8 protein-coding genes and 1 pseudogene are annotated in these 16,022 nt (G+C 68.2%); all 9 read right to left on the bottom strand.

What is annotated here, in order from left to right; translation table 11 throughout:
- Positions 1-5: 5 nt before the first annotated feature.
- Complete coding sequence (locus tag AC5RT3_RS09640) at positions 6-1,730, bottom strand: serine/threonine-protein kinase (protein ID WP_494124034.1); 1,725 nt, start codon at positions 1,728-1,730, stop codon at positions 6-8.
- Positions 1,727-3,427, bottom strand: coding sequence for an FHA domain-containing protein (locus AC5RT3_RS09645; RefSeq protein WP_494124035.1), 1,701 nt, complete (start codon positions 3,425-3,427; stop codon positions 1,727-1,729). Before AC5RT3_RS09645 ends, AC5RT3_RS09640 begins: the two co-directional genes overlap by 4 nt.
- On the bottom strand, positions 3,414-4,352 hold the full coding sequence (locus AC5RT3_RS09650; protein WP_494103504.1) for a PP2C family protein-serine/threonine phosphatase: 939 nt from the start codon (positions 4,350-4,352) through the stop codon (positions 3,414-3,416). Before AC5RT3_RS09650 ends, AC5RT3_RS09645 begins: the two co-directional genes overlap by 14 nt.
- Positions 4,349-5,605: an RDD family protein gene (locus AC5RT3_RS09655; RefSeq protein ID WP_494124045.1), complete on the bottom strand. Its 1,257-nt coding sequence runs from the start codon at positions 5,603-5,605 to the stop codon at positions 4,349-4,351. The genes AC5RT3_RS09650 and AC5RT3_RS09655 overlap by 4 nt, the downstream gene beginning before the upstream one ends.
- 249 nt (positions 5,606-5,854) lie before the next feature.
- Positions 5,855-5,935, bottom strand: a pseudogene (locus tag AC5RT3_RS09660) (zinc-ribbon domain-containing protein); the annotation flags it as partial.
- Positions 5,932-8,511 carry a transglutaminase TgpA family protein gene (locus tag AC5RT3_RS09665; protein WP_494124036.1) on the bottom strand — a complete coding sequence of 860 codons (2,580 nt, stop codon included), beginning with the start codon at positions 8,509-8,511 and terminating at the stop codon, positions 5,932-5,934. The gene AC5RT3_RS09665 and the pseudogene AC5RT3_RS09660, both read right to left, overlap by 4 nt.
- Complete coding sequence (locus tag AC5RT3_RS09670) at positions 8,508-9,830, bottom strand: DUF58 domain-containing protein (protein ID WP_494051488.1); 1,323 nt, start codon at positions 9,828-9,830, stop codon at positions 8,508-8,510. Before AC5RT3_RS09670 ends, AC5RT3_RS09665 begins: the two co-directional genes overlap by 4 nt.
- A 58-nt stretch (positions 9,831-9,888) precedes the next feature.
- Entirely contained in the window at positions 9,889-10,860 is a 972-nt protein-coding gene (locus AC5RT3_RS09675; protein ID WP_009356297.1) for an AAA family ATPase, read from the bottom strand.
- A gap of 76 nt (positions 10,861-10,936) precedes the next feature.
- Positions 10,937-16,022, bottom strand: a 5,086-nt coding sequence (locus tag AC5RT3_RS09680) for an Ig-like domain-containing protein (RefSeq protein WP_494124037.1), incomplete at its 5' end; no start/stop codon positions are given.

Genomic DNA, 16,022 nt, shown 5'->3' on the forward strand with positions numbered 1-16,022 from the left:
CCGGGTCATTTGTTGATGCAGGCTATGGAGTCGTCCTCCAGCGGGGAGAAGGCTCCGTCGCTGCGGACGATCATGACCTGAAGGCAAGTGGGCACGGAGGGGTTGAGCGCCACCTGGACGCTGGTCCCCGTGGTGGCCTGGTACTCGCTGCTCTCCCCCACGGCGTACACACGCCATTTGTACGTGTCGCCGTCCTTGGGCTGCGGGTTCTCCCAGGTGAACGTCGCCTTCCCCTCGGCGTCCACCATTCCCTTCAGGGCCGCGACGTCCGGCACCGTGCCGTTGTCCAGGGCGTCCGCCGGCGGCTTGCTGGCCTGCTGCGTCTCCGCCACCCGGGGCGTTTCCGGGGCGGCGTTGGCCACCACCAGGCCCACGACGGCGGCAAGGGCAAGCAGGGTGCCGCCGGAGATGGCCAACCAGAGGTTGCGTTTGCCGTGGTCAGGGGCCTGCGCTGCCGAAGGGTCCTCCACGGAGGGCGGCGGCGTAGCCGCCCGCTGGATGGTGGCGTCGGCTGCACCTGTGTAGCCGGACTCGGCAGCATAGGCGGACGACGCTCCCGGGCCGGTGTTGCCCTGGTTGCCGCGCAGGACCGTGGCCTGCGCCCATTCCCGCGGGCCGCCGTCGGACGTTGCGCCGGTGCCACTGCCGGCACCGGAGCCAATGCCGGCGCCGGTGGAGAACTGCTGCCGGGCCGCGGTGGTGGCGGAGTCCGGTGCCGGACCGGCGGGCGTGGACTGGGGTCGGGTGCGTGCCGGGAAGGTGGGCGCGCTGCCCGTCCGTTCCGGGTCGATGGCGGCGATGCTCCGGACCCGCGTCTCCTCGACGCCTTCGTCCGGGTGGCTGTCCTCCTGGTGCGGCTCCTCCAGTACCTCGAAGGGTGTCACGGACAGGTTCAGCTCGGCCTGGATGCGCTGCAGGGCCAGGGCGAACGCGTGCGCGGAAGAGTAGCGGGACTGGGGAGACTTTGCCATGGCCGTGGCGAGGGCAAGCTCCAGCGATTCCGGAACATCGGCCCGGCCAAGGCGGGGCAGGGGTGTATTGCTGATCCTGTTGATCAGCTCCCGCTGGGAATTGTCCGCACCGGGCAGCACGAAGGGCGACCGGCCGGCCAGGAGCGTGTAGAGCGTGGCGCCCAGGGCCCAGACGTCCACCATTACCCCGTCCACGCTTCCGTCCCGGAACTGTTCGGGCGGGGACCACGGGATGGACATGCCCGAGTCGTCGTCGGAGTCGCCGGCCAGGGTGCCCGAGATGCCGAAGTCGGTGAGCGCGGGGCGGTTGTAGTCCGTTACCAGGATGTTGGCAGGCTTGATGTCGCGGTGCGCGATGCCGGCCCGGTGGGCTGTCTCGACGGCGGAAGCCACCTGGATACCGACGGCCAGGACCTCGTCCACGCTGAAGCGCTGCCGCCGGTAACGGACGTCCAGGCTGGGCCGGGAGCAGTACTCCATGGCCAGGTACGAGTGCCCGTCATCGGTCACTTCCGCCTCGAAGATGGTGACGATGTAGGGGTGCGAGGACAGCTGGGCCATCAGGTTTGCCTCGGACTCGAAGCGGCGCCGGGCGCCTTCGGTCTTCAGGTCCGAGAGGAGCACCTTGACGGCGACCTTGCGGCGGGGCCGGTCCTGCTCATAGAGGTAGACGTCGGAGAACCCGCCGGAGCCGAGAAGGCTGATGTAAGTGAACCCCGGGATGCGGGGCGGCGGCGCTACGGGCCGTTTGGAACTCACGGAATCTCCTCAAAACGCAGCGAGATGTTGTCACCAAGCTCGGCGATGTCGCCGTCAAGCAGGATGGCCATCTCGTTCTGGGCAAGGCGCCGCGGCGGCTGGCCCTCCCGGACCAGGACGGTGCCGTTAGTTGCCTTCAGGTCGCAGAGCATGACGTGCCAGCCTTCCAGCCGGACCTCCACATGGGAACGGGAGATGTCGCCGCCGGGGCTTGCCACCTGCACCAGTCGGGGCATGACGCCGCCCTGCACCCGGGATACCGACGGCTGGCGGCCGACCACCAGGGACTGGTCCAGGTCCAGCAGCTCGCCCGTGGACATCCGGACCCGGCCCAACCGGGGACGCGCCACCTGCACGGCGTCCGGCAGCAGCGCACCGCCGCAGGCTGAGCACTGGGCTCGGGTGGGCGGGTTGGCGTGGCCCTGGCCGCACACCCGGGCCAGCACCATGGGTCCGCCGCCGTCTTCCGGAGGCCGGGGCGGCGCAGGCCGGGACGCCTTGCCGGCGAGGCTGCTCTTCATGACCGTCTGGCCGTCGTGGTCGCCGTCGAAGCCGGCCCCCGCGGCTTCCGGGGCCTCTCCGGCCGGGCCGGGTGCCGACGACGGCGGGATTGTCCCGAATACTGGCGCCGGCGCAGGCGGCGGAGCGGAGCTGGCTTCCGGGGTCCGCCAGGGCACGGAGTCGATCAGGACCCCGCCCTGGCCTGGAGGGACGGGGGCGGGTTGAACCGGTGTGGAGTCTGCCGGCTGAATGGCAGGCTCCACGAGTTCGATCTCGTCAGCGGCTTCCAGGGCGGGACGGACGGCAGTTGGCTCCAGGCCGGGGGCAGGAGCCGGTCCGTTCCCCGCGTGTTCCTCCTCCGGGTCCTCGCGCACGGCGGCATCCTCGATGTTCCGCATCACCGTGCGCTCCCACAGGTGGTCATAGGAGCTGGTGTGTTCGGTGGCAGGCGTGGAAGCGGGCGTTCCGGCCGTTTCCTGGTCAAGTTCCGGCTCTTCCAGGGGGTCGGACTCGTCGTCGATCACACCGAGGACCGTCTCCGAGGACACTCCCTGGTCCGGGAGGATTGTCACATCAGGGTCAATGGGCTCAAGGTCAACGGGTTCGTGGTCGAAGGGCCCAGGATCGGCGCGAGCAGGATCGACGGCGGCGGGCACGGGAGCATCAGCGATCTCCTGCCGCACGTCCGCGCTGCCGTCGGGGTCCACCACAACCGCCGCGGCGGAAGTCCCGGTGACCAGCGCAGGCTGGCCCTCCCCCAGCCGCAGGGTCAGCGACTGCAGCAGGATGACGCCTTCGCCGAGCGGGAGTTCAGGCAGCCCTGCGGCCCCGGCGCCGGGAATGGTGAGGGTGCAGGGTCCCGGCAGGGCGAAGCGGCGCTCGTTCCAGGTGGTGACATCGCGCCCGTCGAGGTCCACCGGTCCCTGCGGCTGAGTGACGGTGAGGTTCAGTCCGCCGCGCAGGAAGACCCGCAGGGAACTGTTGAAGTCGAGGATCCCGAACGAGGGGATGCTGGCCAGCGACCCGCCCGAGCTGCTGGTGACGGCGTGGAGTACTTCGTGGACCTCGGGACCATCCGCCAGCAGGTTCCAGAGGGCACCGGCGAGGGCAGGCGGCGTATCCGGGCCGAGGAGGACAGCGGTACCGGAACGGACAACGCCGAACCATGAACCCGGGATATAGCTAGTGCCGGCCATCGTGGCCTTCCCCTCCGTCAACCGAATCCTGGCCTTCACCCGTATCCGGGGCCGGCCCGGTACCCGCTTGTGCCGCCTGGCCACGCGGGAGTGTCACTTCGTCCTCTGCCGCCGTGTCATGCCGGGGCGCGGTGGTGGCGGCGCCGGCGTCGTTCAGGACGTTCCGGGCGTCCACCACGATCACCGTGACGTTGTCCCGTCCACCGCTGCGCAGGGCTGCCTGGATAAGCGCATCAACAGCATCCTGCGGCTCGCCCACCGTGCTGAGGATCCGGAAGATATGTTCGTCGGTCAGCTCGGAAGTGAGCCCGTCCGAGCAGACGAGGACCCTGTCCCCCTCCTCGACGGGAAGCAGCCAGTAGTCGGCCTCCGTCTCGTCTCCGGTGCCCAGGGCGCGGGTGACCACGTGGCGGCGCGGGTGGACGGTGGCCTGCTGGGGGGTGATCTCCCCCGCGTCCACCAATTCCTGGACCTCGGAGTGGTCAACGCTGATCTGTTCGAACCGGCCCTGGCTGAGCCGGTACGTCCGTGAGTCCCCGATGTTCATCACCAGCCAGTACGGCACGCCCATCTGCTCCACGATGACGGCACCGGCCAGGGTGGTGCCGGCACGGGCGCCGGTGGCTTCGCGGATGGAGAGGTCGGCGTGGACCAGGTATTGCTGGAGCACCGCGGCAGTGGCCGTCCGCTCGCCGGTAGTCAGCTGGGGCATGGCGGCAAGGGACCGCACGCAGATGCCGCTGGCAATCTCGCCGGCTTCATGGCCGCCCATTCCGTCCGCCACGGCGAAAACGGGATCGGAGGCGATGTAGGAATCCTCGTTCAGCTCCCTGCGGAGTCCCCGGTCCGTCCCGTAACCAACGGTTAAGGTAAGGCCCCGTCCCGGCTGCATGGTTGAGGAATCGCTGGCGGGCTGTTGGTTCATGCCTGTCCTAGGTAAAAGGTTCGGTCTCCAAAGTGAACGCTGGAGCCGGGGGTTACAAAGCTGGGCACGCCCGGCACCAGTGCCGTGCGGTGTCCGTCGGGGGTGGTCACGGCGCTGCCGTTGGTTGAATTCCGGTCCGTCACCCAGATACCTGCTCCGTCGGTGAGCAGGTGCAGGTGCGTCTTGGAAATGGAGCGGCCGGGATCGTCGACGGCGAGCAGCTGGGCTTGCTGTTCCCCCGCCTGTCCCACGGGGTTGCGGCCCACCAGGACGCTGCGGTCCAGCTGGAAGTCGCGGCCGTCGTCGAGCCGGATCCGAAGGACCGCCACGGGCGCGGGACCGGAGGCGGGGCGCACCTGGGTGCGTTCGACGTCGTCGTCCAGGGACGGCGGCACTTGGCCCACGGCGGGGGGTGCGAAGGACGCCGGGGCCGTGTACGGCATGGTCTGCGAGGGCAGCGTCTGGAAAGGAGGGGTTTGCGAAGGCGGTGTTTGCGAAGACGGAGCCTGGGACTGCAGGGACTGCGGAGGCACTCCCTGACCCGGATTCTGCTGGGCCTGCGGCGGCAACTGCGTATTGATGATCTTGGGGGTTGCGGCAGCCGCAACCGGGGAGAGCACCTGCTGCACGGGCGGCAGGTCCAGCGGCGCGAAACTGTAGGGGCCCTGGATGCCGCCGGTAGTGATGGGGTCGCGGCCTGCCTTCACGTCAAAGGCAAGTGTCTTGGCCGCGGCGTCATGCCAGCCCCGCAGACTGCCGTTCCTGTCCCAGCTGTTCGAAACCACCACGGCCACGGCCCAGCCGGCGCCCGCAAGCAGCAGCGGCCCGAGGATGAAGAGGGCAACGCCGAACCACTGGAAGACCACTACAAGAATGGCCGCGAGTGCCGCCAGGAGGATGCCGGCCCCCGTGATGAGGCCGCGCAGGAAGACTGCACCCGCACCGGGAGCGTAGCCGTCGTTGTCCGCGCTCCGGATACCCATCAGCAGGTTTCCCGGCGTTTTCCCGGTCCGGGCCTCCAGGCCCATGACCACCAACAGGTAGGCGAGTGTGAGCCCCAGCCCGATGCTGCCGAACAGCACCAGCGACGCCGTGTCGTAGGTGATGAATCCGCCGCTGCGGGTGCGCGTGATGCCCGCGAAACCGACGGCGAACGTCACCACCAGGACAACCAGCGGGGGCAGCCAGTCGATCACGGCGGCGCCGAGCCGCTTGCCCGCCGTGGCCGGAACAAGCTGAAGGTTTGTTGCCATTCCCGTTCCTCCCCCTGGAGCGGCCCCCACCTTCCCGGTGGAACCCCCGGCGCTCCCCAGCCCCGTGCCCGCGTTCACGATGCCCGCGGCCCGATGTGCCGGGGGCGTTTGTACTACCGGGATAGTACCGGGAATCGCCGGCACGTGCGCGGCGGGCGGCCCGGTCCTGGGGTCGATGGCCCCGCTGGTGCCGGAGGGCACTGCGTGGTCCTGGTTATGGAGGCTGTGGGCCGCGCGGTTGGGCAGGGGCGCGCCGCAGGCGGTGCAGAACGCCGCCCCGGTGCGGACAAGTTGCTGGCAGCGCGGGCAGCGCCCGGGGTCCGAGGTCACTGCTGCTGGGGTCCTTGCGTCGGAGGGATATCTGCCGGGGATGAACCCGTTGGGGGTGCTGCCGGATGTTCCGGACCGTTGCCTGCGGCGGGCCGCCGGCGCCCCGGCACCTTCAGGGCGGGCAGTGCCAGCCGTGTGCCCCGCAGGTTCAGGACAGTCCGGGCGTCGGCGAGGAGCGACCGCGGCGAGCACCGTGCCTGCTGCCGGCGCCAGAATCCAACGGTGGCTGTCATTTCCTTCAGCGAGCCGTCCACGATGGTCCAGTATTCCCGGACTTCTTCCTCCGTGGGCTGGCCCGCCCCGAAAATCGAGGCGTCCGCGCGCCTTGCGAGCATGGCGGTGGTCCCTTTGCTGGCCGGGAACGCCTCGGCCAGGACCGCTGCGCTTTCGCGGCGCGTGGAACGGGTATCGACGGCGGCGCCCATGTCGGTGGCAAGGCTCACCACCTCGCTCCATCCTCCGCCCACCCGCTGGGCGGGATGGCCGTCGCGGAAACGGGCCTTCCGCCGTCGTGATTTCAGCAGGGCGATCAGCAGCAGCGGCAGCGCCAGGATGGACAGCGGAACCAGGGCAATGCCCAGCGCGCCCAGGAGGGCGCCCCAGAACAGCCACGGGTTGTTCTTCTTTTGGTCGGCGTCCAGCGCATCGGGCGAGGAGTCCGGCGGCAGGTCGGCCGGCTCCTGCGGCGGGGGCGGCGGCTGCAGCACCTGCGGCTTGGGCTTGGACTTGTTTTCCGGATCCGGCGGGATGGGAACGTTGTCCTTCGGCGGGGTGGGATCGAAGCTGACCCAGCCCACTCTTTCAAAGGCCACTTCCACCCAGGCATGGACGTTCTTGCCGGTGATCTTGACTTCGCCGGCGCCGTTTTCCGGGCTGGTGGGGTCCGGGTAGAAGCCCATCACCACGCGGGACGGGATGCCCAGGTGGCGGAGCATCAGGGACATGGCAACGGCGTACTGCTCGTCGTCGCCGAGCATCTGCTTGGCGGTCAGCAGGTTCCGGATCCGGGCGGAACCGTGGCCCGATACGCTGGGCAGCTGCCCTTCGCTGACCAGGCCGTTGCTGAAGGCGCCGGTCTTCTGGAAGTGCGCTTCAATCTGGCGGACCCGGTCGATGGCCGTGGGCGCGTCCGCGGACAGGTCGTTGGCCTGGGATGCAACCACCGGGGGGACTTCGAGGGCGTCGGGCAGGGACATCTTGGCGAAGTCGTACTGCGTCAGCTGTCCGTGTTCCAGCTTGACGGGATCGGACACCTGGACACTGTAGGAATCGCCGCGGGTCAGGCCGTTCGTGGTGACGGCGGTGTCCGTGCCGGAGTTGAAGTACAGTCCGGACGCGGCCGCCGAAGCACCCTCATCGAAGCTCAAACCGGTGGTTTTCCGGCCGCCGGGGACAAAGAAGCCCTGGTAGTCCTCGATGGTGATGTCAATGGCATAGTCCCTGGTGGGAACGGTGCCGGAGGTGTCCGCGAGGGTGTTGATGGACTCGGTGTCGCCTACCTTGCTGAAGTTGCCGGAGCCGTTCGGATCCATGGTGTAGTTGGTGCCGTTGAAGGCATCCAGCGCCCCCAGCCGTACCCTGCCGTCACGCGGCAGGCCCTTGACCACGAAGAGCGTGTCGTCCTTCTTGTCCTTGACGTAGGTCCGGAAGCTCGCCAGCGGCGTGATGTAGTCCTTGGGGTCGAACGGCGGCACCACAACGTTCCGGAGCACTTTCCGTTCATTACCGGCGGATACCAGCGGCGCGGACAGCGCGGTGACGGCGACGCTGACCGCGATGACGCCCGCGGCCATGCCCAGCCGGCGGATCCTGGCGCGCCGCGTGGCGGAGGAATCGGCCTGCGGGTTGTTGACCGCAACCCTGCGGGTGCTGTTCCTCCGGAGGGCGTCCCGCCGGAAGGTTGCCCACGCGATGCCTAGGACCGTGAGGCCGATGCCGCGCTCGAGGGTGAGGAAGGCGGCGTTGGTGCTGAACGCGATGCCGGTGACGAAGAGGACCAGGACGGGCAGGAGCGGGAAGTAGGGGCTCCGCACGCGCCAGGTCAGGACCCCGGCCACCAGGGCGGTGATCAGCGAGCTGAGGAAGGGGACGATGAGCACCCCGCCGGCAGTTCCCACCGGAACGCCGACCGTGAGCATGTCCTTCCAGGCGAAGACGATGCCGAGCAGCAGGATCCGCAGCGAATCCAGGGTGGGGACGAACCCGGCAATGGCGGAATCGGGAACAGCCAGCAGCGTACCGAACAAGAGGTATGCGCCGAGTGCGAGGGCCGTGGTGATCAGCAGCCCGAGCCGCAGGTGTGCGTTGGCGGCGCCGATGGCGAGGCCCAGGACGATGCCGCCAAATCCCGACAGCAGGTAGTAGGGGTCGCCGCCGAAGCTGAGCCCGAAACCGAGCAGGCCCAGCCCCAGCAGGACGGTGAGGGCACCGGCGTCGAGCACGAAATGCCAGCGGGGCTGGCCGCCGGCGAAGGCGGACTCCTGCCGGTTCGGCGTCGCCGCGCGGCGGGATGTCCTGCGGGGCCCGGGGACCGATGAGGGCTTGTTCGGTGCGGTTCTGCCCGGTGCGGAGCTCATGCTGCCGCCTTTCTCAGCACGATGGCAAGGTCGGCCAGGTCGCCAAGCGTCAGCACGGTCAGGTCCGCGATGTTGGCCCTGGTGGGAGCGGCGCCTGCATCCACCCGGACAGCGAGGCTGCGCACGCCCGGCGGAACCGATACGGCCGCGGAGCGGAGCTGCGTGGCGGTCACGTTGCTGCCCACCACGAAGAACGTCACGGAAGCGTTGGGCACGGTGTCGGCGAGGGTCCTGGCCAGGTCAACGGCGGTGCGGCGCATGGGTGCGCCCACGATCCTGGTCATGTCGTCCAGCATGTTGCGGCCCGTTTCGCAGCGGAGCGGGCCTTTTTGGGTGATGATGTCCAGCTCCCGCTGTTCGCGGATGGCCTGGCGGCCGATGGAGGCGGCCGCGGAAATCGCCATTTCGAACTCGGCTTCGGAAGCGTATTCGTCCGTGTTGATGGACAGCGAAATGGCGAGGTGGGCCCTCCGGGTCTCCTCGAACTGGCGCACCATGAGCTTGTTGGTGCGGGCCGTGGTCTTCCAGTGGATATGCCGCCGGTCATCCCCGGGCACGTAGTCGCGCAGGGCATGGAAGGACACGTCCGCGCTGGACAGGTCAGTGGTGGGCATGCCCTCCAGGTCGCGGATGAAGCCCGCTGCCGAACCGGCCAGCGCAACCGTGCGGGGATGGACAAAGAGGTCCTCGGGTTCCGTCCACAGGACCTGCCGGCGCAACAGGTGCAGGGGGTCTGCCCGGACCGACCGCACGGGCCCGACGACGATCACGGCGCGGCGGGCCGTGGGAATGGTGAACAGGTCCTCATGGACCTGTCCGGGCTTCATCCGGGGCAGGTGGAACACCGCAGTGGCATTGCCCACGGGCAGTTCCAGGGCAGCCGGCAGCAGGGGGCGGGTGGAGGTGTTGGACACGGCGATGCTGCCCACGGCGCTGTCCCCTACCGCCACGCGGGTACGGGCAAGGTCCAGTACCACTCCGTAGGAAGAGCGGCCAAGGATGAAGCCCACGGCAACCAGGAACATGACGAACGCCGCGATGGCCGCCGCCTTGGCCTCCTGCCAGCCGAAGGCCTGCCCGGTCACCCACAGCAGGACAGCGGCGGACAGAACCGACCAGCCCAGGATGCTGACCACCGAGAGGACCGGCCAGGCGTATTTCAGCCAGGTGCCGCGTGCCGTCCGCCAGGCCGGGGCAAGGGCCATTGCGGCAGTGCTGCTGGCCTCCGCCCAGACAGCGGACGGGTGGAGGCGGGCGTTCCTGGCGAGGGGTTGCTTCAGACGCTCCGCGAGCCGGATCAACGGGGTGCCGCTGGACATATGTGTGCCTTCGTTATGTTGCGCTGGTTCAAGGGTGCTGCAGGGTGTGCGGCGGCCGTCAGGCGTTGGTGCGCTGCTGCGGAGCGGCGACGTCTGCGAGGATCCGCGTGAGGACTGCTTCGGCCGTCGCGCCGGAGAATTCCGCCTCGGGGTCCATGACGAAACGGTGGGTCCAGACCACCGGGGCCAGTTCCTTGATGTCATCCGGAAGCACGAAGTTCCGGCCCTGGGATGCGGCCCAGACCTTGGCGGCCCGCACCATGGCGAGCGCACCGCGCACTGAGACACCCAGCCGGGTTTCAGGCGCGCTGCGGGTCTCCTCGCAGAGTCGTGAGATGTATTCCAGCACGGCCGTGTCCACGTGCGCGGTGGCGGCGAGGTCTGCCATGTCGGCGACAGCCTGGGTGGTGATCACGGCCGGCAGTTCCTTGGACCGGTCCTTGACATTGGATCCGGCCAGCAGGCGCACGGTGGAGGCGTGGTCCGGGTAGCCGATGGAGGTCTTGATCAGGAAGCGGTCCAGCTGGGCCTCGGGCAGGCGGTAGGTTCCTGCCTGCTCGATGGGGTTCTGCGTCGCCATCACCATGAACGGCCGTCCGGCCGAGTAGGTGACGCCGTCCACGGTGACCCGGGATTCCTCCATGACTTCAAGCAGCGCGGACTGGGTCTTGGGCGAAGCCCGGTTGATTTCGTCGGCCAGGACGATGTTGTTGAAGATCGGGCCCTTGTGGAACTCGAACTTCTGCGTCTTCTGGTCGTAGATGGTCACGCCGGTGACGTCGGAGGGCAGCAGGTCGGGGGTGAACTGGATGCGGTTGTTTGAGCCCTGCACAGTGGCGGCGAGGGCGCGGGCCAGGGAGGTCTTGCCCGTGCCGGGGGCGTCCTCGAACAGGACGTGCCCCTCGGCGAGCATCGCCGTGAAGGTCAGCCTGATGACGTGCTCCTTGCCGAGGACGGCCTGGCCCACATTGGCAACGAGTTTTTCAAACGTGTCGGCAAACCAGGCGGCCTGCTCGGTGGTCATGGTCATGGGTAGCTCTTCCTCTTCCTGGATCAAGGTCTTTGCGGGGCCGGACCGGCTCCGCTGCTGTGGTGGTGGCGCGCGCCTAGCGGTTGGGCATCCCGGCCGGCGGGTTGCAGCCAAGGCTGGAGGTATCGCAGCGGATCCAGTTGCCGGCCGCCATCCCGGAGGTCAGGTGGTACCAGATGCCACTGGGATTGTTCGAGGTCTTGTACCAGACCTGGTAGCGGTCAGTCTGCGCGGCGGCGCCGGCGTCCAGCCATTTGCCTTCGCCGTTGCACTGGGACGGGTTTCCGGCCACGTAGCTGTCGGTTCCCTTGCGCGGTTCGGTGCAGCTGCGGACTGGTGTCGCCGTGATGTTCCACGACGTGGGCGGCGGAGGGGTGGGGTCGGCGCCGGACCTGGATGTCACCGGTCCGCCAATGGCACCGTTCACAATGGTCACCGCGCGCACGCGGAGCTGGCGGGCCTGGTCCCAGCCGCCGGCTGAACGGTCGTAGCGGTTCACCTTGCCCACGTTGATCCAGCCGCCGCCCTCGTAGCTGACCTCGTAGTGGCTCAGCGGCCGGCCGTTGGTATTGGGGTTGTTCCAGGTCCAGTGGACGTCGCCGTCGCCCTTGGCCGACGTGCCGCCGTCGATGTTGGGGGCGTTCGCCGGTCCGTAGGGGTTGCCGGTACCAATGGCCTTCGCGTCACCGGACATACTGTTCTTGGTGGACGTGGCGATGATGGTGACCGTGATGTCCCTGCCGTTGGTCAGGCTGCCGATGGTTCCTCCCCCGGCATTGATCGGTCCGCTCCGGCCGTCGGCGTTGTAGGAGTACGTGATTTCAGCTGCGGTGGAACCGTTGCGCTGGGCATCCGTCAGAGGAGTGAAGGATACCTCCAGCTGTCCGCTGGTACCCGTGGCCTTCACGGTTCCGCCGTTAACCTGGCCGGGTTTACCCGCAGCCCGGACAGCCGCGGACGGCGCGCTGGTTCCGCTGGTCCCGGCTTTGTTGGTGGCGGAGACCGTGAAGGTGTAGTTGGTCTCCGAGTTGTCCACCGTGACGTTCTGGGTGGTGTCCGCCACCTGCTGGGTGGCTACCACGGCACCGCCGCGGAGGGTCGTCAGCGTGTACGCGCTGACCGCGTCACCATTGTTGTTGGGTGCCGTCCAGGAAACCCTCATTTGGCTTTGGCTGCCCACCGGCTGAACCTGCACGGCGGTGGGTGCCGCCGGCGTGGCCGGCACTCCCGCCGGCACCTCTGCTGCCGAATAGGGGCTCCATTCTGATGGTTCCTTGGCGTCGTTGCGGGCCAGGACCCGGACCTTGTAGGAAACGCCGTTCTGCAGGCCCTTCCACACGTAGCTCACGGCGGTCAGGTTCTGGACCTGGGCGTTCTGGCCGGCGGGCGGCGGTGATATCTCCAGGTCATAGGACTTGACCGGGGAGCCTTTGCTGGCGGGCACCGTCCAGTTGATGGCCAGTTCCCTGTCGCCAAACTTCAGCTGCGGCGCGAGCGGAGTATCGGGCTTGACGTCCGGGCGTACTTCCGCGGAGGCCGGAGAGCGGTCCGACTCGCCGAACTCGTTCGTGGCCGTGACCTGGAAGTGGTACTTCGTGTTGTTGGTCAGTCCGTTGAGCGTGCAGGTGTTGGCGGGGCAGTCCTGCTGGAAGCCGCCCTCGCCGTAGACCGTGTACCTGGTGATAGCCGAACCGCGGTCTGCAGGCGCCGTCCAGGTCAGGAGAGCGGTCTGGTCCCCCACGCTTTGTGCCTGCGGCGTGGAGGGGGCCTGCGGTTTGTCCTTCACCGTGAGCCTGACCCGGGCAGTTGCCTGCCGGGACGTGTCCCCCGTCTTGTCCGCGACCGTGTAGGAGACCACCATGGTTCCGGTGAAGCCCGGGGCGGGGGTCACCACCACGGAGTCGCCGTCGACGTCCACGTTGCCGCTGCCGGTTTCCGTGCCGGCGGCGATGATCTTCAGCGGCGTTTCCGGGAACGGATTGGCATCGTTCGCGAGCACGTTGACCTTGACCGGCTTCCCTGCTGCCGCGTTCGGCTCCAGGTCGTCGTTGGCCACCGGCTTGGGCCGGTTGGAGGCCGTGACCGCGAGCTGGTACGTGGCCGTTGCTTCCAGGCCGCGGGGGTCCCTTGCCTTGACCTGCAGGGCGCCGCTGGTGCCGGTGCCGCTGGAATCGGCTGCGGACACCTTCAATGTCCGGCCCTCGATGCTGGCACTGAAGCCCGCGGGAGCTCCGCCCACCAGCTCATACTTCATCTTCTCGACGTCGTCCCGGTCGGGATCCGAGGTCAGCTTGCCCAGGTCGGCGCTGGCGGAGTCACCCTTGGGAACGTCCAGGGAAGCGCCGAGAAGCTCGGGCGGGTTGTTGCGGTTGGGGTCGGGCAGCACCTTGGTGCGGATGCTGAGGGTGGACTTCAAGCCCGCAGGATCGTCCGGCCCTGACCCGTCGGTTACTTCGAAGGTCAGGGAACCCGGGCCAATGTAGTCGGTTCCGGCCGTGTACTTCAGCCCGTCGCCGTCGCCGATCATGGGGTTGCTGCCGTCGGAGCCGATCAGCTTGATCCTGTCGGCCTGGGTCAGGCGGGGTGAGCGGCCCTCCCGGACCTTCACCCATTCGTCCAGGTCGACGTCCACGGACTGGCCGGCGATGACCTCCAGGACTTCGTCCTTGGCCAGGGTAGGCACCTGCTGGCCGAGGCCGGGGACCCAGATGACGGCTGTGGACTGCTGGCCGTCCACGTCCTCAACCGTGTAGGGGATGAGCTGCGGCTGTTCCGTCAGGTCCACAACCATATTGTCGTCAGCGCCCGGCCGGGCGGTGGTGGCTTCGGTGCTGACTTTGAGGTTTTCACCGACGCCGTCAGGGTCTTCGTCGTTCTTCAGGACGGGAACGTCGACGGCGGTCTTCCCCATGGTCTGGGCGGAGGTTACGCGGTCGTCGCGGGCGATGGGGGCCTTGAGCGGCACTTCGGGATCCACCACCACGCGGATGGTGGCCTGGGCGGAGGCGTCCCTGTCGTCGGCGATGGTGTAGCGGACGTTAACCGTTCCGGCCTCGCCCGGGGCCATGAGCAGGATCCGGCCGCTGGCCTTGCTGACGCTGGCCTGCAGGGCCGGGTCCGCCCCGATGCCGTCAATGAGGATGCGGATCAGGTCGCCGTCGGGGTCGGTGTCGTTGCCGGTGGCGTCGACGGCGATCTGCCGGCCGGGGCGGACGCGCACCTCGTCGTCCACGGGGGTGGGTTTCTGGTTGACCTCGCCACGGGGGGCGATGCCAACCGTGACTGTGCCGGTGTTGACGGCTCCTTGGCGGTCCACCACCTTGTACCGGAAGGTGTCGGTTCCGGCGCCGTCACCGGCTGCCGTGAAATCAATGAAGTTGCTGCCCACCGTGGCGGTGCCCATGGCAGGCGTGCTGTCGATGCCCGTGAGCTGGACGGAGTCGCCGTCGGGATCGATGCCGTCCAAGGGGACGGGGATGCGCACGGTACCGGATGCCACCACGCGGGCGGTGAGGTTGCGCGGCTGGGGCCGGGTGTTTTCAGCACCTTCCAGCGGAAGGATGTGGACGGTGACCGCGGCGGCGCTCTTCTGGCCCTGCGGGTCCACGGCGTTGTAGATGGCACGGACTGTCTTGGGCTGGCTGCCGGCGATGAAGCGGAGGGTGTTTTCCGAGACGAAGCTCTTACCGTCGAGGGGATCCACGCCCTGCGGCAGGACCGGGTCTACAGTGAGTTCCTGGCCTTGCGGGTGGGTGTCATTTTCGAGCACCGGGATGGTGACGACGTCGTTGACCCGGACGTTAACTTCGTCCGGCTTGGGCTGCGGAGCCTCCACGACGGCCGGGGCCGGGACGGGGACCACGGACACACTGCCTGTGGCGGACTTCTTGCCGTTGGACATGGTGTATTCGAAGAGAATCGGGTCCTTGGTCCCCAGGATGTCCGTGATGCGCAGGACGCTGTGGTTGATCACGCTGACCGACGCTGTGGAGTTTTCGGGCAGCTTCACCGACTGCAGCACCAGGACGCCGCCGGAGGGATCGGAGTCGTTGGCGAGCGGGTCCAGCAGCACGCTGCCGCCGGTGGGCATCAGGGCGACGTCGTGGACTGCAACCGGGTTGCCGGCCTCGTCCCCGGATTCCACGTCCACGCGGATCAGCCCCTGGCTGCTCTGCGGCCCGTTGCTGGCGATGTAGGTCAGGTAGACGGGCCCGGGTGTGGTGCTGCGGAAAGTGAAGGTGCCGCCGTCGGTGACGGGTCCCAGGTCCGCCGGGCCGTTTGCCTCAACCTGGGCGAGCCGGAGGGCGCCGCCGTTGGGGTCGACGTCGTTCTTCAGCGGGGAAACCACCAGGTCCTGTCCGACTACTGCCGTGACGTAGTCTGCGTTGACCACCGGGGCCAGGGCGCCCGGCGGCTGCACGTTGATGATGACTTTGCCGGTCACCGTCGCACGGCCGTCCCAGATGGTGACCTCCACCGTCTTCTTGCCGGCTGTGGCACCCGAGTCCTGGAACGTGAGCAGGCCGTCGCGGCGGACTTTGACCTGGTCCTGGTCATTGTCCGCCCTGGCGTCCAGGAGGACCAGGTCGTCGCCGTCGGGGTCGAGCCAGTCCGTGAGGATGTTCTGGCTGACGGTCTTGCCCTGTTCAACCAGCATGGTGGTGTCGTCCCCGCGTTTGAACTGCGGAGGCTTGTTCTCGTCCGCGCCTACCACGTTCAGCGTGACCTGGCCGCCGGCGGAGAGGCCGCGTCCATCGGAGGCGTTGTAGTTGAACGTCTCAGTACCCGGCTTGGCGTCAGCAGGCACCGATATCTGGAACGCGGTGCCGCCGTAGATGTTTTCGAGGGTGCCCGCCTGCGGGCCTGAGTCAGCCAGGGCCGCGGTGAGCACGTCGCCGTCGGGGTCCGAATCGTTGTCCAGGACGCTGAGGATGGTGGTGCGCCCGGGGCGCACGCCGACGGCGTCTGGTTTGGTTTCCGGCGGACGGTTCGGTTTGGTGCGGTCCGGCAGGACGTTGATGGTGTTGTTGTCCGCGGACTCCTGGTCCTGTTCGTCGGATTCGTTCTTGGGCGGGATGACGTCGTCCCAGTTGTTGACCAGCTGCATGTTCTGGTTGACCAGCCACACATTGCCGGAGTTCACGTCATTGAGGACCACCAGG

The sequence above is a fragment of the Arthrobacter sp. Y3221159 genome (assembly GCF_059089885.1).

Coding starts and splice junctions, on each gene's coding strand:
- AC5RT3_RS09650 (WP_494103504.1), bottom strand. CDS start 4,352: ATGAACCAACAGCCCGCCAGCGATTCCTCAACCATGCAGCCGGGACGG.
- AC5RT3_RS09645 (WP_494124035.1), bottom strand. CDS start 3,427: ATGGCCGGCACTAGCTATATCCCGGGTTCATGGTTCGGCGTTGTCCGT.
- AC5RT3_RS09655 (WP_494124045.1), bottom strand. CDS start 5,605: ATGGCAACAAACCTTCAGCTTGTTCCGGCCACGGCGGGCAAGCGGCTC.
- AC5RT3_RS09665 (WP_494124036.1), bottom strand. CDS start 8,511: ATGAGCTCCGCACCGGGCAGAACCGCACCGAACAAGCCCTCATCGGTC.
- AC5RT3_RS09675 (WP_009356297.1), bottom strand. CDS start 10,860: ATGACCATGACCACCGAGCAGGCCGCCTGGTTTGCCGACACGTTTGAA.
- AC5RT3_RS09670 (WP_494051488.1), bottom strand. CDS start 9,830: ATGTCCAGCGGCACCCCGTTGATCCGGCTCGCGGAGCGTCTGAAGCAA.